Raw genomic sequence first — 19,843 nt, 5'->3', positions numbered from 1 at the left:
GCCTCAACTGCCGCAGGTTCACTCCCCGTTCACCTCACGTCCCCGTTCTCGAACACACGCCCCCCTAGCGTCGCGCTCACACCAAAAAGACACATAAGAGCATCGAGGAGCGCGCTGTGCGCAAGCTGCTGCCCATGATCGGCTCGCATCCCGGCGGCCGTTCCGCCCTGACCTGTCGCTTCCGCTGTGGCGACGCCTGCTTCCACGAGGTACCGAACACCAGTGCCAACGAGTACGTGGGCGACGTGATCGCGAGCGCGCTCAGCCGTCGCTCGGTGATGAGGGCCGCCGCCGTCGTCTCCGTGGCCGGCGCGGCCGGTACGGCCGTCTCGCTCGGCACCGCCCGGCCCGCCGCCGCGGCCACGTCGGCGGACGCCGCAGGGTCGGCCGGAGCCGCCGGTTCCAAGACCCGGCCCAAGGCCGCCCGCGGTCTGCGCTACACCTCCGTCGCGCCGAACACCGCCGACGCCGTGACCGTCCCCGACGGGTACAAGCAGAACGTCGTCATCCGCTGGGGCGAGCCCATCCTGCGCGGTGCCCCCGCCTTCGACCCGGAGAACCAGACGGCCAAGGCCCAGGCCGGCCAGTTCGGGTACAACTGCGACTTCCTCGCCCTGCTCCCGCTCCCGGGTGAGCGCGGCCGACAGCTGCTCGTCGCGAACCACGAGTACACCGACGAGGTGCTCATGTTCCGCGGCTACGACGCCGCCAACCCGACCCGCGACCAGGTCGAGGTCGCCTGGGCGGCGCACGGCCTGGCCGCCGTGGTCGTGGAGGAGGACCGGCGCACCGGCAAGCTCACCGCCGTGCCCCGCCACCACCTCAACCGCCGGGTCACGGCGACGACCGAGTTCCGGCTCACCGGCCCCGCCGCCGGTTCCGACCTGCTCAAGACCTCCGCCGACCCGACCGGCCGCAAGGTCCTCGGCACGCTCAACAACTGCTCCGGCGGCACCACCCCCTGGGGCACCACGCTGCACGGCGAGGAGAACTTCAACCAGTACTTCGCCAACAGCAGCCGTCCGACCGACAAGCGGTACGGCATCGGCACGGGCGCCAGCGAGCGCAAGTGGGAGCGGTTCGACAAGCGGTTCGACGTGGCCCAGGAGCCGAACGAGGTGCACCGCTTCGGGTACGTCGTCGAGTTCGACCCGTACGACCCGACCTCCACCCCGCGCAAGCACACCGCGCTCGGCCGCTTCAAGCACGAGGCCGCGACCATCCGGCTCACCGCCGACGGCCGTCCCGTCGTCTACTCCGGTGACGACGAGCGCTTCGACTACTTCTACAAGTTCGTCAGCAGCAAGCGGATGAAGAAGGGGTCGAGCCGCGCCGTCCGCGAGCACAACCTCTCGCTCCTCGACGAGGGCACGCTGTACGTCGCCAAGCTCACCGGCGACTCCCCCGCCATCGAGATCGACGGCACGGGCAAGCTGCCGGCCGACGGTGAGTTCGACGGCAGCGGCGAGTGGATCCCGCTGGCCACCGCCACCGCCAAGGGCGCCGTCTCGCACGTGGACGGGATGACGGCCGACGAGGTCTTCGTCTTCACCCGGCTCGCCGGTGACAAGGTCGGCGCCACCAAGATGGACCGGCCCGAGGACATCGAGCCCAACCCGGTCACCGGCAAGGTCTACGTCGCCCTCACCAACAACTCCAACCGAGGTGTCGGCTCCAACCCCAAGGCGGACGAGGCCAACCCGCGCCACGCCAACAAGCACGGCCAGGTGCTGGAGCTCACCGAGCGCTGGAACCGGCCCGAGAGCACGAAGTTCGCCTGGCTGCTCTTCCTCGTCGCGGGCGACCCGAACGACCCGGCGACCTACTTCGCCGGCTTCCCGAAGGACGACGTCTCCCCGATCTCCTGCCCGGACAACGTCGCCTTCGACCGGTACGGCAACCTGTGGATCTCCACCGACGGCGCCCAGCTCGGCTCGCACGACGGACTGTTCGGCGTGGCGACCAAGGGGGAGCGCCGTGGTGAGCTGAAGCAGTTCCTCACCGTCCCGAGGGGTGCCGAGACCTGCGGCCCGATCATCCAGGACCGCCGCGTCCTGGTCGCCGTCCAGCACCCGGGCGAGCTCGACGGGGCCACGGTCGAGAGCCCGAAGAGCACCTGGCCCGACGGCGCGGGCACGTACGTCCGCCCGGCGGTCGTCGCGGTGTGGCGTGCGGACGGCTGCGACATCGGCGTCTGAGCGACACCGGCGCACACACGGATGCGGGCCGCCCCTCCTGTCGGAGGGGCGGCCCGCACGTTCTCGCGCGAGCGGGGCTCAGGGAGCCAGGCAGCTGACGCCCGGGGCGGCGGCCGGGTCCAGCAGGGCGGTCGGGTCGAGGAGCGCGGCCGGGTCGACGAGCTCCGTCACGGCGGCCGGGCTCTCGGCGATGCAGGTGACGGTCCCGACCGGGTCCGGGATCGCGTGGGCGGCCGGTGCCATGGCACCGGCGAGGGCGAGGGTTCCGAGCAGGACGGTCGCGGTGCGATGCATGAAAAATCCCCTTATAGGTAGGGCGGTTGAACAGGATTGATCATGACTGCTTTTCAGCTGCGCATTCGCCCTCAGTCACCCGTGCGGGGATGACGTAACGATTCAGCGCCCTGCGCCGGGTTGACCTGGAGAGACCGGGGCTCAGCGGGGTGACGTGATCGTCCGGGCCGCCGCCACCTCCTGGCGGAGCGGCTCCAGCACGCTGCCCGGCGGTCCGCTGAGGTCGGAGCGGACCTCGTAGAGGGTGTCCGTCTTGCGGAGTCCGTCCGCCAACTCCCGCAGTTGCAGGGCCACTTGCTCGACCTCGGCGGCAGACGGCGGTTCCGCGCCCTGTTTGATCCGGACCCGCGCGGCCGTCGTCGTGTCCACGATCCGCTCGACCGCCACGACCAGCGGCCACCAGGCGGCGGCGCGTCGGCCGACGGGTGGCGGTTCGGTCAGGGCGCGCTGGAACTCCGTACGGATGGTGGAGAGGTCGCGATAGAGGCGGCGGCGCGTCCGGGCCCGGTCGGCGGGGTCCGCCGGGGTCTGCCCGAAGGCGCGTTCGACGTACGCGGCCGTGTCGGCGACGGCGTCCGCGAGCCGGTCGCCCACCCGGGCGTGCCAGCTCTCCGGCCAGAGCAGATAGCCCGCGACGAGGGCGATCGCGCAGCCCATGAGGGAGTCGACGAGACGCGGGACGAGCAGGTCGCTGCCCTGGTGGTTGAGGGTGTCCGAGAGCAGCAGGATCACCGGGGTGATGGCGGCCGTCTGATAGCCGTAGCCCCGGGGCGTGAACACCGGGATGAGCGGTGCGAGGAGCAGCATCACCGGCACGTCCCACCAGCCGCGCGGCACCTCGGTGAGGATCCCGGCGGCGACCACAAGACCCACGACCGTGCCGAGCGCCCGCAGCAGCGCCCGGGAGAACACCGACCCGAAGTCCGGCTTCAGGACGAAGGTGATGGTCAGCGCCACCCAGTACGAGCGGGGCACGGGAACGAGCGACACCAGGGCCTGGGCGATGCCGACGCACAGCGCGAGGCGCAGGCCGTAGCGCCAGGAGGTGCCGGAGAGGGCGACGTTCCGGGCGACCCGGACGGCCCGCACGCCCAGCGGCGCGGGGCGGCCCGCGCGGTCGCCGGCCTTCTTCAGCGCGTCCGGCGACTTCTCGGCGGCGACGTCGGCGGCGTGCCGCAGCGCCTGGTCGACCGCCCGCCCGATCTCGCTCCCGGGCTCCGGCAGGCGCAGTCCGAGCGGCCCCGAGTACCCCGTCTCCACGGCCTCCGCGAGATGCCGTACGGCGACCGGGATCTCGGCGGGCAGCGGCCGGCCGGACAGCCGTACCGCGGGGGCCGCCTCCACCAGCGGCGTGATCGCGTTCAACTGGGCCAGCAGGCGTACGAGTTCGGGACTGCGGCCGTGGTGGCGGGCGCGGCGGGCGAGGACCAGGTCGTAGGACTGGTTGAGGGACTGGGTGACCAGCACCCGCGCGTCCTCGTAGGTGTCCTTGCCGTCGTCCGGAGAGCCCGGAGAGCCCGGAGAGCCCGGGGGCCCCGCGGCGGCCCGGGTGTCCGGTGTCATGGTGGCGAGGAGGTCCGCGACCTTGCGGTAGGTGTCGGCGACCGCGGCCCGTTCCGGCACGCCCGCCCGGAGGGGCCAGGCGAGCAGGGCCAGGACGAGGACGAGGAAGCCGCCTCCGGTCAGCAGCAGCGGGGCCAGCCACCACTGGCCCGGCATCGGCAGCCCCGCGCCGATCACCGAGTTGAGCAGCAGGAGGAGCCCCGACACGGAGGCCACGGCGCCGATCGACGAGATCATCCCGGAGACGAGCGCGACCCCGGTGAGGACCCCGACGGTGATCCAGCCCTGCCCGTACACCAGCGAACCGAGCGTGATGCCCGCGGCGGCGAACAGCTGGGGGATCGCGATGTTCAGCAGCCGCATCCGGTACGCGGCCGCCGTGTCGCTGATGACGCCCGAGAGGGCGCCCATGGAGGCGAGCGCGCCGTACTCGGGCCGGCCGGCGGCGAGGCCGAGCACGAGGGGCAGCGTCAGCGCGATCGCCGCGCGCGCGACGGCCGGCCGGTTGACCGGTGCGGGCTGGGGCCGGAGGTTCCGCACCAGCCAGTCGGGCGGAGCGAGGCCGATGGGGAGCGTGCGGGGCATGCGCCCATTATCGCGGGGGTGATCGGGGTTTCCGTGGGGCGTGTGTGACCCTTTGGTTCACCCGCGCCGATGCAGCGCGAGGTCCACGGTGACGGCGTTGTGGTCGGTGCCTGACAGCTTCCGGAAGCGGACCTCGCGGGCGGAGAAGTCCTCCTCGGAGACGAGGACGTGGTCGATCTGGACGCCGATCCTCGGGGTCGTCGGGGAGGGCCAGGTCGGCCTGCGGTCCTGTCCGGTCAGCCGGGCGGCGTCACTCATCCCCGTGTCGAGGATCGCGCGGAAGGCCGCGTGGTCCTGGGTGGCGTTGAAGTCCCCGGCCAGGATGGTGGGTGTCCGGGCGTCCTTCGCCGCGTACGCGCGCAGCGCGCCGAGCTCCCGCCGCCAGGTGTCCAGCTGTCCCGGCAGCGGCGGCATCGGGTGCGCCAGCTGCAGCCGTACGGGGTGGCCCTCGACGTCGGCGACGGCGCCCGGCATGCCCATCGAGCCGGGGATCGGGTCGGCGGACTTCAGCGGGTACCGGCTGAGGATGACGGAGCCGGTGGAGCCGTAGCCCTCGACGGACCGGCGGTGCGGGTAGTCCGGGGTCCGGCCGCTCAGATCGCCGAGCGTGTCGCGGAGCTTGGCCGAGCAGGTGAGTTCGCACTCCTCGACGAAGACGATGTCGGGGCGGTCGCGGCGTACGGCCTTGACGAGGGCGTCGGTGCCGCGGCCGAACTGCACGTTCGACGTCAGCACCCGCACCTCGGCGAGCACCGGCCCGTTCGGCTCGCTCGCCTTGCCGTACGGCTCGATGTACCAGGCGAGGACGCCGAGGAGCACCACGCCCCAGGTCAGGCCGATCCAGCGGCGGGAGAGGAGCGCGAGGAGGAGGGCGAGGGCGGTGGGGGCGAGGAGCCAGGGCAGGAACGCGAGGAGTTGGGGGACCGGGGTGAAGGCGTCGATGTCGGCGGCGCGGGAGCCGACGACGAGGGTGACGCCCAGGAGGAGCAGGGTGGCGAGGAAGGCCTTGCCGCGGTGCCGCTTGCGCGGGGTCGGTTCGGCTGCCGGTGCGGGTTCCGGGGTCGGGTCCGGCCGCTCGATGGTCGCGCTCTCCACGGCCGGTGCCTTTCGCTGTTGTTCGCGGTCCTCTTAAGGACGGGTCGGCCGGGGGGAAGGTTGCGTGGACGGGCGCGGCTCAGGTCGGGGATCTCGCGCGATCCCCGCGCCCCTGGAGGGCGGCGGCGACGCGCCCCTGGAGGACGACGGCCCACGGGCCGGAAAGCGAAGCCGGGGGTGGCCGCGGCTTCGCTTTCCGGGGGTGAGGGGACCCGGCGGGCGTTCACCTGGTGCGCGTCGGCTCCGGGGAGGTCGCCAGGGACCACATCACGAAGACCGCGATGCCGATGCAGATGAGCGACCAGACGGGCGCGTACGGCAGGAACATGAAGTACTCGATGGCGAACAGCGAGGTCAGGGCGATCCCCACCGCGCGAGCCCAGTCGTGGCCCTGGATGACGCCCCACCCGGTGGCCAGGACGCCGACACCGATCACCAGGTGGATCCAGCCCCAGGTGGTGAGGCTGAACTCGAAGACGTAGCTGCCGATGTTCGTGTACACGTCGTCCGTGGCGATCCCGGCGATGCCGTTGAGGATGCCCATGACGCCGATGACCATCATCAGGACACCGGCGAAGACCATCCCGCCGTGGGCCCACTCCGAGCGGGCCCCCCGGTGGGATATCGACGTCTCCTGCGATGTGGCGTTCGAGCGTGGTGCGGTGCTGTGCTGGGCCATGAGGGCCTCCTCCTGAGGATGGACAGCTCACCCGCATGCTCACGCGGCAGGGGGACGGCCGCACCCGGTGTAGGCCGAACGGGTGAAACCGGGAGGTGGGGGGAGTGGGAGGCCCGGGACGGGGAAGCGGGGCGCGGCTCAGTCCAGGCGGGCCAGGAAGGCCCCGAGCACCTTGTTGAACTCGTCCGGGCGCTCCAGGTTCGGCAGGTGGGCGGCGCCGTCGACGACGTGGAGGGTGGAGTCCGGGAGGGCGGCGTGCATGGCCTCGGCGTCGGAGACCGAGGTGTACTCGTCGTCGGCGCCCACGACGACCAGCGCCGGCACGGTGACGCGGGTGAGCAGCTCGCGGTAGTCGGGGCGCTCGGCCCGGCCGCGCAGGGCCGCGGCGGCGCCCTCGGGGTCGCTGCCCGTCATCATGCGGCGCACCCGGGCCGCGACCTCCGCCTTGGCGTAAGGCGCGACCATCTTGAACAGCACCTCGTCGGCGTACCCCGTCATGCCCTCGCGCAGCAGCCGGTCGGCCATGGCGTTCCGGGTCCGTCCACCCTCCTCGGTCTCGGCGGCCGGGAAGGTGTCGGCGAGGAGGAGACCGCGGACGCGGTGCGGGAACAGGCGGTAGCACTCCATCGCGATCTGGCCGCCCATGGAGAGTCCCCCGAGGACGAACTCCGGGACCCCCAGGTCGTCCAGGAGTGCCGCGATGTCATCGGCGAAGGTGGACAGCGGGGTGATGCCCGGGACGACGGGGGACCGCCCGTAGCCGCGCAGATCGGGGGCGATGACGCGACGGGTGGCGGAGAACTCGGTGATCTGCGGGTCCCACATCGTGCGGTCGAAGGGGTGGCCGTGGACGAGGACGAGAGGGAGACGGGCAGGCCGGCCTGCGGGGCCGGTTCCCCCTTTGTCCTCGTATGCGAGGAAGGTGGTCATGGCATCGACCCTAGGGTGCCCCAACTCCTCGGTGCAATAAGATCTTTGCCCTCGGTGCAATGTGGTGGCGGGGCGAAGACGGAGAGGCGGGACACAGAGGCGACGAGAGCGGCAGGACGCAGCGGTGGGAGAGGAAGAAGACGAGGGAGAGGGAGAGTCGTGGCCGACTACCGGCGTATCGCCGATCGCATCGCGGAGGACATCGTCACCGGGCGGATGAAGCCCGGTGACCGGCTGCCGCCGCAGCGGGTGTTCGCGCGGCGGCGGGGGATCGCCGGGTCGACCGCCGGGCGCGTGTACGCGGAGCTGGTGCGGCGCGGTCTGGTGGTGGGAGAGGTCGGGCGCGGGACGTTCGTCCGGGCGGCACCGGCGGCGTCGACGGGGCGGGCGCTGGCCGAACCGGCGGGCTCGGCGCCGGTGAACCTGGAGCTCAACTACCCCTCGGTGCCGGGCCAGTCGGAGCTGCTGGCCACCGGGCTGGCGCCGTTGCTGCGGCCGGACGTGCTGACGGACGCGCTGCGCACGGCCCCGGCGACCGGTACGGCCGCGGCGCGCGAGGCGGCGGCCGGGTTGCTCGCCACGGCCGGCTGGCGCCCGGATCCGAGACGGTTCCTCTTCGCCGGGAACGCCCGCCAGGCCATCGCCGCCGCCCTCGCCCACCTCGTACGGCCCGGCGGACGCGTCGGCGTCGAGTCCCTGACGTATCCGCTGGTCAAGGAGATCGCCGGGCGGCTGGGGGTGACCCTGGTGCCGCTCGCCACGGACGGGGAGGGGCTCCGCCCGGAGGCCGTGGCCGCCGCGCACCGGGCGGCGCCGCTGTCGGCGGTGTACGCGCAGCCGACGCTGCACAATCCGACGTCCGTGACGATGGGCGCGGGGCGCCGGGCCGAACTCGCGCGTGTGGTGCGTGAGTTGGATCTCCCGGTGGTCGAGGACCGGATCTGGTCGTTCCTGGCGGATGGGGACGCGGGCGCCGACGGGGGCGGGGAGGCGAGCCGGAACGGCGGTGGCGGTGGCGGAGTCGGTGGTGCGGGGGCGCTGCCGCCGTTGGCCGCGTACGCGCCGGAGCGGGTGTTCGTCGTGGACGGGCTGTCCAAGCGGGTGGCGCCGGGGCTGACCGTCGGCTTCCTGGTGGTGCCGGAGGGGCGCATCGAGGGGGCGGCGGACGCGCTGCGGTCGGGAGGCTGGGTGGCGGGGCGGTTCGCCTTGGAGGCGGGGGTGCGGTGGATCGGGGACGGGACGGTCGGGCGGCTGGTCGCGGCGAAGCGGGCCGACGCGGCGGCCCGGCAGCGGCTGGTCGCCGAACACCTCGCGGGGTTCGCCGTGCGGGGGGACGCACGGGCCTACTACGCGTGGTGGGAGCTGCCCGAGCCCTGGCGAGCGGACACGTTCTGCGCGGCGGCGGCCGAGCGGGGTGTGGCGGTGACCCCGGGGTCGGCGTTCAGCGTCGCGGGGGTGGGGCGGGGGCCGGCTGCCGGCGGCCCGGTGGCAGGTGCGGGGTGGAGGCCGGCCCTCGGTGGTCCGGTGGCTGGGCGGGGGGCGGAGGCGTTCGCCGGTGCCGACCGGGTGCCGCCGCGTTCGCTCGTGCCGCCCCAGTGGCACGAGCGCCCGCGGTCGAAGCGGCCGGAGGAGCCCGCGGCTTCCGCCGCCGACTGCGTCAGGCTTGGGCTCGCGTCGGTTCCTCCGTCGGTGTTGGCGGGGGCGTTGCGGACGCTCGCCGATGTCGCACGAGGTGGCCCGTGAGCCAGGCGGTCGCCGCCACGGTCGTGCCGAGGAGCACCAGCCCCCAGGTCACCGTGCGCAGGGTGGCGGTGAGGGCGTCGTAGACGGCGCCGGCGGCTGCCGGGGAGACGTCCGGGGGCAGATCGGCGAGCGTGAGGTGGCGCCCGAGGGCCACGGCGACGCCGAGCAGCGCGCCGCCGAGCGCCGCGCCGAGACCCGTCGCGCAGACGGCCCGACGGCGCTGCGTCGCGACGAGTACACCACCGGCGGCCAGCGCGAGAGCACCGACCGGAAGCCAGAACGCGGCGATTTCGAGCACGCGATACCCCTTTCGAAGCTGGACCAGTTCCGCGGCCGACAACACCTCGACCCGGGTGTGCGCGAGCGGGATGCGATGGGCGAACGGCACGTGGTCGCGCACGAGTTGACGTTTGACGCGCTCGGCGACCGGCGCGAGGTCGAGCGTCACCGCCCGCGCGCCGCCGACGCCGGGCCCGCGCGCGCCCCCGCCGTCCGCGTCCTCCGCGCGCACCGCCTTCAGCACCGCGTCGTGCGCCGCCCGGTTCACCATGTGCCACGCCGTGCGGAACGCCTCGGTCTGGGTGAAGGAGCGCGCCGCGTCGTGCGTGAACTCCCGTACCGGACGCCGCAGGGGCGGCCCCACCCGCACCTCGCGCAGAATTCCCGAGGCGACCGCGTCCGCGAGCGCCTCCCGTACGTCCGGGTCGGTGGCCAGCGGCGCCATGACCGCCTCGTACCGCGTCCGGTCCGCGAGTTCGTACGTCGCCCACGCGGCCAGCGCGCCCACCGGCGTGAGCAGGCAGGCGAGCGCGGTCAGTACGGCGGACAGGGCGCCACGGGCAGGGTGGGACACCCCTCCAGGCAAGACCCCCGCCCACGACCTCGCGAGCGCTCCCGCCCCACGTGACTGCGAATGGCCCCCGAGGACAAGCCGAACGGGGAGGGGCCCTTGCCCCGTCGGCACGTCCGACCGGCGGCGCCGGTCCTCTCCGGTGGAGCACTCACTCGAACGGGTGTTACCTGGAGGAAGAATGACAGGGGGTGGCGAAGGGGGCGTCGAGGAGGCAAGGCATGCGTAGCGATCCGCGTACTCCGAGTTCTGACAATTCCTCGTGCATTTCCTCGTGTTGCCCGGCCACTTCGGCCCTGCGGACCTTCGTCGCGGCCGGGATCACCGGTGGTGTGCTCGCGGTGTCGGCGCTCGGGACGACGGCGGCGGCCCACTCCGGCCACGCCGACCGGGGCTCCGACGACTCCGTGCGGGGCACGATCGTCGCCCGCGGTGACCTCAACCTCCGCGAACAGCCGACCACGCACTCCCGCGTCGTGGGCTCCCTCGCGCCCGGCAGCCACGCCACCGTCGACTGCGAGGTCCGAGGCCAGAAGGTGTTCGGCGACCCGCACTGGTACTGGCTCGGGGACGCCCGCGGCTGGGTGAGCGCGGCGTACGTCGACACGCACGGCCACTCGGTGCCCAACTGCACGGACCCGTGCCCGAACTGGAAGGACTGCGATCCCTGCCGGGACGGGCACGGGAACGGTTCCGGGTCCGTCTCGTTCACGTGGACCTTCACGGCCTCCGGTACCTGGGAGTGGGAGGAGGAGTGAGAGGAAGCGGGAGGACCGGGCGCGCCGGGCCGACCGGTCAGCGCGTGCGGTGGCCCGTCGCGTCCTCGTGGGTGTAGTAGCGGTAGAAGGCCGCCGCGAAGACGGCCGCCGCGACGGCGAGGGCCATGATCGTCGAGCGCACCACGGTGTGCTGGGGGGCCTGGCTGTAGAGGAAGCCGAAGGCGCAGCCGGCGAAGGAGGCCCAGAGGAGGGCGTGCGGTTCGCGCCGCAGGCGGGGAGCCACGGTCTGTACGGCGAGGTAGAGCGCCGCGAACACGAACGCGGTCACGAAGCCGAAGAGGACGTTCCAGCCGGTGATGGGGCCGGCGTCGCGGTTGATCGCCGCGGCCCAGTAGCCGTAGACGAGGCCGAGGGCCACGGGCAGGATCCGGCTCGCGAGCCTGTGGGTGCGCTCACTGAAGACATCGGGTGTGGCCGGCTCCGCCGACCTGCCCGGGGCCGAGGGACGGCCCGGGGCCGAGGGCATGCCCGGAGTCACCCGCCGTCCCGGAGTGGGTGCCGAATGAGCCATGGGAGCACTCCTCTCTCTTCCCTCCCCCGCCACTCTCCGCCCCGTCTACCAGAGCACACCTGGGGAGGGCCGCTGGCAAGTCGGGATGCGGGGAGTGTGGGGGCGTGTTTCGCTGTGGGGCATGCGGATGCGGATGCCGGTGCCGCTCGGGCGCCGGGAGCCGGACCCCGTCGCGCGGCAGCAGCCGCTGCGGATCCGCGGGCGGAACGTCGCCTGGCTGCCGCCGCTCGTCGTGCTGCTCGCCGTACCGGTGCTCGACTGGATCACCGGCGGCGACTTCCGGGTCATCTCCTGGCTGGTGCTCGTCCCGGGCACGGCCGCCGCGGTCTGCGGGGTGTGGACGACGGCGCTGTATGCGGCCCTCGCGCTGTTCATGTACGCCGTGGGCGACCACTCCTGGTCCCCCGAGGAGCGCACCGGCCTGCCCGATTTCATCCTCGTCGCCCTCGGCGGGGTTCTGTCCGTGCTGGCCTGCGCGGTACGGCTGCGCGGCGAGGAGCGGATGCGGCACATGCGGGCCGTCGTCGACACCACCCGCCGTATCCTGCTGCGCCAGCTCCCGCCGGACGTCGGCGGCCTGGACCACGCCGAGATCTACCTCGCCGCCGACAGCACGGCCCGCGTCGGCGGCGACTTCTACGACATCCAGCCCAGCCCTCACGGCACGCGCGTCGTCATCGGCGACGTCCAGGGCAAGGGGCTCGGGGCGGTGGAGGCGGCCTCCGTGCTGCTGGGCACGTTCCGCGAGGCCGCCTACTACGAGGCCGAACCGGACACTGTGGCCGAGCGGCTGGAGACGCGTATGGTCCGCCATGTGCGCTACTGCGCGCACGTCGGCCGCGCGGACGCCGAACGCTTCGCCACCGCCGTCCTGCTGGACTTCCCCGAACTGCGCAGCGAGCGCACCGACTGGGGCCCGGACCTCACGGGGCTCGACACCCTCACCGTGGGCATCGTCAACTTCGGCCACGAACCCCCGTTGCTGCTCTCCCCCCGCAGCGTGCGCTTCCTCCCCCTGCGGGACGGACTGCCGCTGGGGCTGGCCGAGTTGGCGCCGCGGGGACCCCGGACGGTCACCGTGCGGCTCGCCGCCGACGAGACGTTGCTCCTGGTCACGGACGGGGTGACGGAGGCGCGTGACGGTCGCGGTGTCTTCTTCCCGCTCCGCGAGTACCTCACCCGCGCCCTCGCCGCCGGTACGCCCGCCCTCGACCCCGAGTCCCTGGTCCGCCTCGTCCGGGACGGCGTCCTCGCCCACACCGGCGGGGTCCTCGACGACGACACGACGATCTTCGCGGTGCGGCGGGCGTCGGAGCCGGTGCGGCGGGCGCCGAGCGCCCCGGAGTGAGCGCTCCCGCCGCGCTCCCGGCCCTGCACGGGCCCGTCTCCTGCGTGCTCCTGCCCTGCTCCTTTCCCCCTTTGCACGCGCAGCGGTTACCGTGCTGGCTGGTGCGGGTGATCGACGGGGAGTCGGCCGGGAGGCCGGCGGGTGTCGATGACCGGTGACGACCGACCGGCGACGACCGGTGACGGCGAGTCGATGGGGAGGGAACGATGCCCGGAACGGTGCTGCTGCTCGCGGCCTCGCCCATGGGCAAGGGATGCCTGGTGGACGCGGCCTCCGTGCTTCCCGTGCTGGCGGCCGTCACGCCCGAGGTGCTGTCCGGCACGGGGACGGCGAACGTCGTGGAGCTGGCCGATCCGCTGGAGCCGCAGGCCGTCCTGACGCGGTTGCGCGCGGCGGCCACCGCGCCCGGTCCGCTCACCGTGTATCTCGCCGGGCAGCTGCAACTCGACCGCAAGCAGCGGCTCGTGCATCTGGCGCTGGCGCGTACGACACCGGCGACCGTCCGGTACACCGCGTTCCCCTGGCACTGGATCGTGGAGGAGCTGAGGCTGCGGACGCCCGGTTCCACGACGCTGTTCGTCGATCTGCACGCCGACGCGGAGGTGTGGCAGCAACTGGCCGGGCGGCCGCCCGCGCTCGGGCCGGGGGTGAGTGTGTACGGGCGGGTCGCGCCGCCGGTCGGAGGGGTGCGGCGGGGGGTGGCCGTGCCGGGGTACATGAAGGCGTTGGCGACGATACTGCGCAGTGGGCAGCGGCCGGAGCCGGCGGTGCTGCACGAGCAGGTGCTCGCCCGGACAGGCGGTTACGGCGACCTGGTGATCTCCTACGACGCCACGGGCCCGGCGCCCGGTGCCACGCTCGGAGGCCCCGCTCCCGCCGCCCCCGCCGCCCCCACCCCTTCCCCGTCCCGTTCCCAGGGGGCTCGGCCCGCGGCTCCCCGGAGCCACCTTCCGGTCCCACCCGTGCCGCACGGCCCACCCGCGCCGCAGCTCGCGCCCGCGACGGGCTTCCCCACCGCCCCGGTGCCGCCGAACGCCCTGCCCGGACCCTCGGCGGCCGGATCGACCGTGCCCCCGGCGCATGAGGCGGCCGTCGTCGATCCGCACGGCGCCATCAGCGTGGCCGTCGGGGCGGGGCGGCATGCCGAGGCCGACGCTCTGGCCGCTCGGTGGGAGCAGGACGCCCTGCGGGAGTTCGGGGACGGGTCGGAGGAGGTGTTGCACTGGCGGGAGGTGCGGGCGGACCTGGCCATGTTCGCGGGCGACCCGGCGGGCAGCTGTGAGGCCTGGATGGGGGTCGCGCGGGCGCGGCTGGCGGCGGGGCGGCCGGCCCGGGACCCGGCGGTCGAGGCCGCGGTCGACCGGGCGCACCATCAGTGGGGGCTGATCACGGACACTGTGCGCGCCCATGAACTCGGCGTCGACTTCGTGGAGTTGCGTGAGCGGGTTCCGGGACGTCGCGCCGGTGCCCTGGAGCACGCCCGGCAGCATCTGGCCGAACTGCGGCGGCAGCCCGCCTAGTGCCGCGACGGGGTGACGTTGCCTGTCGTGGCACTGGATGAGGTCGGCCCGGCACTCGCCCGGTAGGCCGAGCCGGTCGATGAGCCGTCGTTCCGTTCGTCGTAGATCGATGAGCCGTCGATCAGGGCGAGTACCGGGCCGACCTCGGAGGGGGAGTTGTACGAGGTCACACCGTGTGTACACACGGTGGACGCCGCACGATGATCACTTAAGCGGTCGTCGCTCCGGAACGGATCGGGGCCGGATCAGAGGTCGATCAGAAACTCCCCATCCGTTGGCAAAGTCCTCCTCCTTTCACAACCGTTGGGCTATGCCGGGCGGCTCACCACGGCGCCGGGATACGGACCCTGAACCAGGCCCCCCGGTGCGACGGCTCGGACGGTTGGAGCGTGACCACACCCCCGTGGGCCGTCGCGATCGCCGACACGATGCTGAGGCCGAGCCCGCTGCCGCCGGCCCGCGTCTCGTCCCCGCGTACGAAGGGGTCGAAGAGCCGGGCGCGGAGTTCGTCGGGGATGCCGGGGCCGTCGTCCAGCACCTCGATCACCCGGTGACCGTCCTCCGTGCCGAGCCCCAGCGTGGTCGTCGTTCCCGGTGGCGTGTGCACGCGGGCGTTGGCCAGCAGATTGGCGACCAGCTGGTGCAGCCGCAACGGGTCACCGGTGACCGTGTGGTCGCCGGGGGCCAGCAACAGCCGTACGGGACGGTCGGGGTGGCAGGCACGGGCGGCGGAGACCGCGTCGCGGCACAGCTGGGCCAGGTCCACGCAGGTCAGTCGGAGGGGCTGGCCGAGGTCCAGGCGGGTCAGCAGCACCAACTCGTCGATGAGCGTGCCCATCCGGCCGACCTCCGTGGTGATCCGGCCGAGCGCCTCCTGCCGCATCGGTTCGTACGCGGGGTCGCCGACCCGGGCGAGTTCGGCGTAACCGGAGATCGTGGTGAGCGGGTTGCGCAGTTCGTGCCCGGCGGCCGCCATGAACTCGCGCAGCCGCCGTTCGGTGTCCTGCCGTTCCCTGACCTCACGGCGACCGAGGCGGCGGGCGCCGATCAGGACGGTGGCCAGGAGGGGGAGCGCGGCGGCCGTCTCGACCTGGAGCAGGTGGGCGACCGCCTTCCGGTCGTCGGCGGTGGACCTGGCGGTGACGACGTAGCCGCCCTCGTGATTGCGGCCGGTCCCCGTCGTGCGCACCACCTTCGCGCGGTAGCTCTCCCCGAACGCCGAGGGTGTGGACCGGGCCGCGTACGCCTTCAGCCGGGCGGGCGTGAGCGCCGGGAACGCGGGCAGGCCGGCGGACCCGGGATGGCGCTCGACGACCTTCCCCTTCTCGTCGAGGACGAGGACGAGACCGTTCTCGTCGAGGGGCGGGACCGGGGAGACGACCGAAGGGGAGGACGCCGTCGACGCTGCCGACGCGTCCGGAGTGGCCCCCTGCTTCCCGGGGCCGACGAGGGCGACCGCGCCGTCGAAGCCGCTGGCTCTCGTGATCTCCTGGTCGGTGCGGGCCGTGAGGTGGTGGGCGAGGGTGTGGGCGGAGAGCGCGGCGACGGCGCCCAGGGTGGCGATGGTGGCGATCAGCCAGAAGCCGACGGTGCGTCGGCCGGTGCGGTGGGGGCGGATCGGCTGCTCGACTGGAGGCAGGGGACGCCCGGGGAGGGGACGGGAGCGCGTGTCGTCCGACGCGAGCAGCCCGACCGCCCGGATGTTCTCCCCCAGTCCGGTGAACCCACTGAAGTCGTTCAGTCGGCGCACAGTTGGTAGCCCACTCCTCTGACCGTTCGTATGAGGGACTGGCCCGGCTCGCCCAGTTTGCGGCGCAGGTAGTAGATGTACGTGTCCACGACACCGGAGCCCTCGTCGCGGTGGTTCCAGACGCGTTCCTGGATCTGGCGCCGGGACAGGACGCGGCCGGGGTTCTCCATGAGGTAGCGCAGGAGGGCGAACTCGGTGGTGGTGAGGTCGACGGGGCGGCCGTCGGCCCAGACCTGGTGGGCGTCGGCGTCGAGCTGGACCGCGCCGGCGCGGAGGCGGTTGCGGTCGGGGTGGCCGCCACCGGCCCGGCGCAGCAGGGCCCGGACCCGGGCGGCGACCTCCTTCAGCTCGAACGGCTTCGTCACGAAGTCGTCCCCGCCCATGTCCAGGCCGCGCACCCGGTCGTCGACGCCGCCGAGGCCGGTGAGGAACAGCACGGGCACCGCGTTGCCCCGGTCGCGCAGGGTCCGGCAGACCTCGAAACCGCTGAGGTCGGGGAGGTTGACGTCGAGGAGGATCAGATCGGGGTCGTACCGGGTGACGGCCTGCAGCGCCTGGCGTCCCGTCGCGGCGGCGGTCACCTGATGGCCGAGGAACTCCATGGCCATGGTCAGCATGGAGCGGATCCCCTCCTCGTCGTCCACGACGAGCAGTCGCCCCGCCGAACCGGCGGGCGGGGCTGTTGAAGAGGCGGAGGGCACAGGCGTGGTCATGTCCTGTTCCTTTGCGACCGTGACCCCAAGTTGAGGTCTCAAGTTCGAACAGGGTCGTATCGTCACACATACCCGCAGGTAAGGGAGAGCCCTTTCGAGACCATGCGGAACGCCCCCTTCCCCACGACTCGCCGACGGCGCACCGCCGGCACGTCCGCCGTCGTGACACACCGGTGGCCCGCGACGTCCGACGTCGCGGGCCACCGGGTGGGGAGGTCGCCCCCGGCCGGGGGCGACCTGCGTGCTAACTGGTGTAGATGAAGTACTTCCAGGCCCCGTACGTCGTGGTGTTGACGTTGTCGCCGGACGTCGTGTCGTGGTACTCCGAGCGGAAGCGGAGGCGGACGTTGGTGGTCGGCGTGCCGGTGAGGGTCACGTCGGACTTGCCCGCGGTGCCGAGGGGGAAGTACTCGCTGCCCCAGTCCCGCCAGGCGCCGTCGTAGTGGAACTGCAGCTGGAGCCGCTGCTTGCGGTCCGGGTAGTACGACATCGTGGTCTTCAGGACCGGGTCCTTGGACTTGCGGATGTAGTGGTACTTCTGGCCCCAGGCCGTCCGGGTCGTGTAGTGGCCCGAGATCGACGACGCGATGGCGACCTTGGTGTAGACGGTGTTGGTGACCGTCCTCGCCTTGTAGCGCGCGTCGCCCGCGAACTTCACCGAGAGCTTGGTGTCACGCTTGAGGTCGACGGTGACCGACAGGTTGCCGCTGGAGTTCACCGTCCCCGACTTCACCAGCTTGTTCGGCCGGTCCGAGCCGTAGGGGTCGGCCCAGATCTCGACCTTGCGGTTCTTGTAGGTCGTGCCGAGGTGCGCGGTGAACTTCACGTCCGCGCCGTACGCGTAGGTCTTGCGGTTCTTGTCCAGCGTCAGCGCGGGCGTCGCCCGGGAGACCTCGACGGAGCGGGAGGCGGACGCGGCGGTGTGCTGCGCGTCGCCCGCGTACGACACCTTGTAGGTGACCTTGCCGCCGGCCGGCGGGGTGTCCGTGAAGGAGAACTTGCCGCCGGTGCCCAGCGTCTTGGTGCCGAGCGACTTGCCCTGCGGGGACTCCATGTCGGTACGGGTGACCGTGAGCGGGGTGCCGGCGGGCAGCGCCAGGCCCGAGGTGAGCTTGCCGGAGACCGTGAGCGGCTTGGCGCGGGTGGCGGTGGCCGGGGCGCTCATGGTGAGCGTGCCGGCGTACTTGCGGGGCTCGTCGAGCGCGTGGAACTCGATGTTCGCGCCCGACCCGCTCAGCACGAACAGCTTGGCGCCGTCGTGCGACCAGCTCAGGTAGTGACCGTTGAACGGCATCCAGCTGTGCGAGAGGTTGCGCACGCTGGGCGGCTGGGCCGCGCCGCCGCTGAAGACGTAGGTGTCACCGGTGTCGTCGGTGTCCAGGACGGTGGCCGCGACCGTGCCGTCCGGGGCCACCGAGACCGTCTGCGGCTCGGAGGGCACCGGGTAGGTGCGCACCTGCTCCAGATCGGAGAGCCGGTACTCGGTCAGCGCGCTGTTGCCCGGCCCCGCCACGACGACCGACTGGCCGTCCGGGGTGAGGACGGCGTCCTTGTAGAAGCCGCCCTTCTCGGCGGAGGCGCGGATCACCGGTGTGCCGGAGGTGGTGTCGTAGACGACGATCGGGGCGGAGCTGATGCTGTCGTCGAGGGCCAGCAGGGTGCCCGGGTTGTCGGGATCGGCGTAGAGCTTCGGCGGGTCCGACCAGTCGTGGCCGGCCGCGAGGTCCAGGTTCACCGTCGGCGTCTCGGCGGTCAGGTCGACCGCGCCGAGCCCGGAGTCCCAGTCGCGGCCCCAGCCGAAGTACAGCTTGCCGTCGGCGAGGGCCAGTCGGGAGGGCTCGCTGTTCTCGCCGGTCGGGTACTCCGCGCGCTGCGTGAAGTACTCGGTGTCGATGGCGACGATCTTGTCGGCGTCCGGGAGCGCGGCGTACAGCGTGCTTCCGTCCGGGCTCAGTTCGAGGTCGCGCACGCCGGTCAGACCGGCGATCGTGGCGACGACGTCGCCCCGGTAGTCGGCGACGACGACACGGTTGCCGTACGGGTCGGAGAAGAAGACGTGCTGGTGGGTGCCGTCGACGACGGTGTCGTCCGCCCAGTCCGACAGCGCGATGGGCTGGGTGGTGTCGGCGGACGCCACCGGCGCGACCGCAAGCGCGGCCGAACTGAACAGGACTGCCAGCGCGGTGGCAGCCGGAAGAGTGCGCATACGCACAGGTTTCGAACCCCCCGGAACGAAAGAAATGGGCGCGTCGTCGTATGCCGTCGCGCGGGGCCGGTGTGTTCGACCTGTGCCGCGTGTGTGACTCCCGTGACGCGTGAGCGAAGAGTAAGTCATGCCACTGACAAGAGCGTCACAGGGGGTGGCCGGGAACTCAATGGATTTACGGGACGGACGTCCACTCCGGCGCACGCGCCCTCCGCGCACCCCGCGCGCGGTCACCCGAACGGCCCTGAGCGCGCCGTCACCCGGTCGGCCCACTGCTATCCACAAGGGGAGGGGACGTATCCGACGTACCCGCGAAGGGGAGAACCACCCATGGTCAGCCTGTCCGTCGACCTGTCCGTCGACTTCACCCGGGGCTTGAACGACGCCTGGTCCAAGGTCGCGCAGTTCGTACCGCAACTCGTCGCGTTCCTCGTCATCCTGGTCGTCGGCTGGTTCGTCGCGAAACTGGTCTCCCGCGTCGTCGACCGCGTCCTGCGCAAGGTCGGCTCCGAGCGCCTCTCCGAACGTGCCGGAACGTCTCGGCTGCTGCGGGACTCCTCGTACGACCTGACCGGCATCCTCCGCCGGATCGTCTACTACGCGCTGATGCTGATGACCCTGCAGTTCGCGCTGGGCGTCTTCGGTCCGAACCCCGTCAGCGCGCTGATCGGCGACATCGTGGGCTGGCTGCCGCGTGCCGTCGTCGCCGTGGTCCTCGTGGTCGTCGCGATGGCCGTCGCGGGCGCGGTGCGCCGGATCGTCGGGGGCGCGCTCGCCTCCCTCTCCTACGGCCGCGCTCTCGCGACCGCCGTCTGGGCCTGCGTCGTCGGCCTCGGCGTCATCGCCGCGCTCGGCCAGGCCGGCATCGCCCAGGACGTCACCCGGCCGGTCCTCTACGCGGCGCTCGGCACGGTCGCCGGCATCCTCGTCGTCGGTGTCGGCGGCGGTCTGATCGGACCGATGCGGCAGCGCTGGGAGCGGATGCTGACGACGGTGGAGCGGGAGACCGTCCAGGCGCGGGGCAGCGTGGCGGCGTACCGGGCGAGCCGGGAGGGGGCCATCGGCCACCAGGCCGGCTC

16 protein-coding genes are annotated in these 19,843 nt (G+C 72.7%); 6 read left to right on the top strand and 10 right to left on the bottom strand.

Annotation, left to right across the window (positions count from 1 at the left end):
• Positions 1 to 116: 116 nt before the first annotated feature.
• On the top strand, positions 117 to 2,198 hold the full coding sequence (locus RM704_RS41170) for a PhoX family protein (RefSeq protein ID WP_033530520.1): 2,082 nt from the start codon (positions 117 to 119) through the stop codon (positions 2,196 to 2,198).
• A gap of 78 nt (positions 2,199 to 2,276) precedes the next feature.
• On the opposite strand, the gene RM704_RS41165 is transcribed toward RM704_RS41170, so the two are convergent.
• The 5 genes from RM704_RS41165 to RM704_RS41145 all read right to left on the bottom strand — a co-directional run bounded on the left by RM704_RS41165 (position 2,277) and on the right by RM704_RS41145 (position 7,344).
• Positions 2,277 to 2,492, bottom strand: coding sequence for a hypothetical protein (locus RM704_RS41165; protein ID WP_033530519.1), 216 nt, complete (start codon positions 2,490 to 2,492; stop codon positions 2,277 to 2,279).
• A 141-nt stretch (positions 2,493 to 2,633) separates the two neighbouring features.
• Positions 2,634 to 4,640: an FUSC family protein gene (locus RM704_RS41160; protein WP_033530518.1), complete on the bottom strand. Its 2,007-nt coding sequence runs from the start codon at positions 4,638 to 4,640 to the stop codon at positions 2,634 to 2,636.
• Positions 4,641 to 4,697: 57 nt separating this feature from the next.
• Positions 4,698 to 5,735 carry an endonuclease/exonuclease/phosphatase family protein gene (locus tag RM704_RS41155; RefSeq protein ID WP_033530517.1) on the bottom strand — a complete coding sequence of 346 codons (1,038 nt, stop codon included), beginning with the start codon at positions 5,733 to 5,735 and terminating at the stop codon, positions 4,698 to 4,700.
• 223 nt (positions 5,736 to 5,958) lie between these two features.
• A complete protein-coding gene (locus tag RM704_RS41150) occupies positions 5,959 to 6,414 on the bottom strand; it encodes a DUF7144 family membrane protein (RefSeq protein WP_033530516.1) in 456 nt (151 codons plus the stop codon).
• 138 nt (positions 6,415 to 6,552) lie between these two features.
• Positions 6,553 to 7,344 (bottom strand): alpha/beta fold hydrolase, encoded by a 792-nt coding sequence (locus RM704_RS41145; protein WP_033530515.1) that lies wholly within the window; start codon positions 7,342 to 7,344, stop codon positions 6,553 to 6,555.
• Between the two features lie 159 nt (positions 7,345 to 7,503).
• On the opposite strand from RM704_RS41145, the gene RM704_RS41140 reads away from it, so the two are divergent.
• A complete protein-coding gene (locus RM704_RS41140) occupies positions 7,504 to 9,087 on the top strand; it encodes an aminotransferase-like domain-containing protein (protein WP_033530514.1) in 1,584 nt (527 codons plus the stop codon).
• Here RM704_RS41140 and RM704_RS41135 read toward each other — a convergent pair.
• Positions 9,002 to 9,940: a hypothetical protein gene (locus tag RM704_RS41135; protein ID WP_033530513.1), complete on the bottom strand. Its 939-nt coding sequence runs from the start codon at positions 9,938 to 9,940 to the stop codon at positions 9,002 to 9,004. The two genes, RM704_RS41140 and RM704_RS41135, sit on opposite strands and share 86 nt — an antisense overlap.
• A 329-nt stretch (positions 9,941 to 10,269) precedes the next feature.
• Between RM704_RS41135 and RM704_RS41130 the strand changes: the two genes are divergently transcribed.
• On the top strand, positions 10,270 to 10,695 hold the full coding sequence (locus RM704_RS41130; protein WP_311592972.1) for an SH3 domain-containing protein: 426 nt from the start codon (positions 10,270 to 10,272) through the stop codon (positions 10,693 to 10,695).
• Positions 10,696 to 10,732: 37 nt separating this feature from the next.
• Here RM704_RS41130 and RM704_RS41125 read toward each other — a convergent pair whose 3' ends face one another.
• A complete protein-coding gene (locus tag RM704_RS41125) occupies positions 10,733 to 11,227 on the bottom strand; it encodes a hypothetical protein (RefSeq protein ID WP_033530512.1) in 495 nt (164 codons plus the stop codon).
• 121 nt (positions 11,228 to 11,348) lie between these two features.
• Between RM704_RS41125 and RM704_RS41120 the strand changes: the two genes are divergently transcribed.
• Positions 11,349 to 12,575 carry a PP2C family protein-serine/threonine phosphatase gene (locus RM704_RS41120; RefSeq protein WP_033530511.1) on the top strand — a complete coding sequence of 409 codons (1,227 nt, stop codon included), beginning with the start codon at positions 11,349 to 11,351 and terminating at the stop codon, positions 12,573 to 12,575.
• 206 nt (positions 12,576 to 12,781) lie between these two features.
• Positions 12,782 to 14,095, top strand: coding sequence for a hypothetical protein (locus RM704_RS41115; RefSeq protein ID WP_033530510.1), 1,314 nt, complete (start codon positions 12,782 to 12,784; stop codon positions 14,093 to 14,095).
• Between the two features lie 322 nt (positions 14,096 to 14,417).
• Here RM704_RS41115 and RM704_RS41110 read toward each other — a convergent pair whose 3' ends face one another.
• From RM704_RS41110 to RM704_RS41100, 3 genes are all read right to left on the bottom strand, one after another.
• Entirely contained in the window at positions 14,418 to 15,845 is a 1,428-nt protein-coding gene (locus tag RM704_RS41110) for a sensor histidine kinase (RefSeq protein WP_311592966.1), read from the bottom strand.
• Positions 15,833 to 16,558: a response regulator transcription factor gene (locus RM704_RS41105; RefSeq protein WP_311592964.1), complete on the bottom strand. Its 726-nt coding sequence runs from the start codon at positions 16,556 to 16,558 to the stop codon at positions 15,833 to 15,835. Before RM704_RS41105 ends, RM704_RS41110 begins: the two co-directional genes overlap by 13 nt.
• 244 nt (positions 16,559 to 16,802) lie before the next feature.
• Positions 16,803 to 18,764 carry a YncE family protein gene (locus RM704_RS41100; RefSeq protein ID WP_033530509.1) on the bottom strand — a complete coding sequence of 654 codons (1,962 nt, stop codon included), beginning with the start codon at positions 18,762 to 18,764 and terminating at the stop codon, positions 16,803 to 16,805.
• 330 nt (positions 18,765 to 19,094) lie between these two features.
• On the opposite strand from RM704_RS41100, the gene RM704_RS41095 reads away from it, so the two are divergent.
• Positions 19,095 to 19,843 (top strand): mechanosensitive ion channel family protein (locus RM704_RS41095; protein ID WP_311592962.1); only part of this gene is annotated, 749 nt, incomplete at its 3' end.

This window comes from Streptomyces gottesmaniae (assembly GCF_031845845.1).
GTDB classification, from domain to species: Bacteria; Actinomycetota; Actinomycetes; order Streptomycetales; family Streptomycetaceae; genus Streptomyces; species Streptomyces akebiae.
This window is presented reverse-complemented; position numbering and strand designations above follow the sequence as displayed.

What these genes read in the sequence shown, in the direction of transcription:
- RM704_RS41145 (WP_033530515.1), bottom strand. Translation starts at nt 7,344, where the DNA reads ATGACCACCTTCCTCGCATACGAGGACAAAGGGGGAACCGGCCCCGCA.
- RM704_RS41160 (WP_033530518.1), bottom strand. Translation starts at nt 4,640, where the DNA reads ATGCCCCGCACGCTCCCCATCGGCCTCGCTCCGCCCGACTGGCTGGTG.
- RM704_RS41105 (WP_311592964.1), bottom strand. Translation starts at nt 16,558, where the DNA reads ATGACCACGCCTGTGCCCTCCGCCTCTTCAACAGCCCCGCCCGCCGGT.
- RM704_RS41100 (WP_033530509.1), bottom strand. Translation starts at nt 18,764, where the DNA reads ATGCGCACTCTTCCGGCTGCCACCGCGCTGGCAGTCCTGTTCAGTTCG.
- RM704_RS41125 (WP_033530512.1), bottom strand. Translation starts at nt 11,227, where the DNA reads ATGGCTCATTCGGCACCCACTCCGGGACGGCGGGTGACTCCGGGCATG.
- RM704_RS41150 (WP_033530516.1), bottom strand. Translation starts at nt 6,414, where the DNA reads ATGGCCCAGCACAGCACCGCACCACGCTCGAACGCCACATCGCAGGAG.
- RM704_RS41165 (WP_033530519.1), bottom strand. Translation starts at nt 2,492, where the DNA reads ATGCATCGCACCGCGACCGTCCTGCTCGGAACCCTCGCCCTCGCCGGT.
- RM704_RS41115 (WP_033530510.1), top strand. Translation starts at nt 12,782, where the DNA reads ATGCCCGGAACGGTGCTGCTGCTCGCGGCCTCGCCCATGGGCAAGGGA.
- RM704_RS41120 (WP_033530511.1), top strand. Translation starts at nt 11,349, where the DNA reads ATGCGGATGCGGATGCCGGTGCCGCTCGGGCGCCGGGAGCCGGACCCC.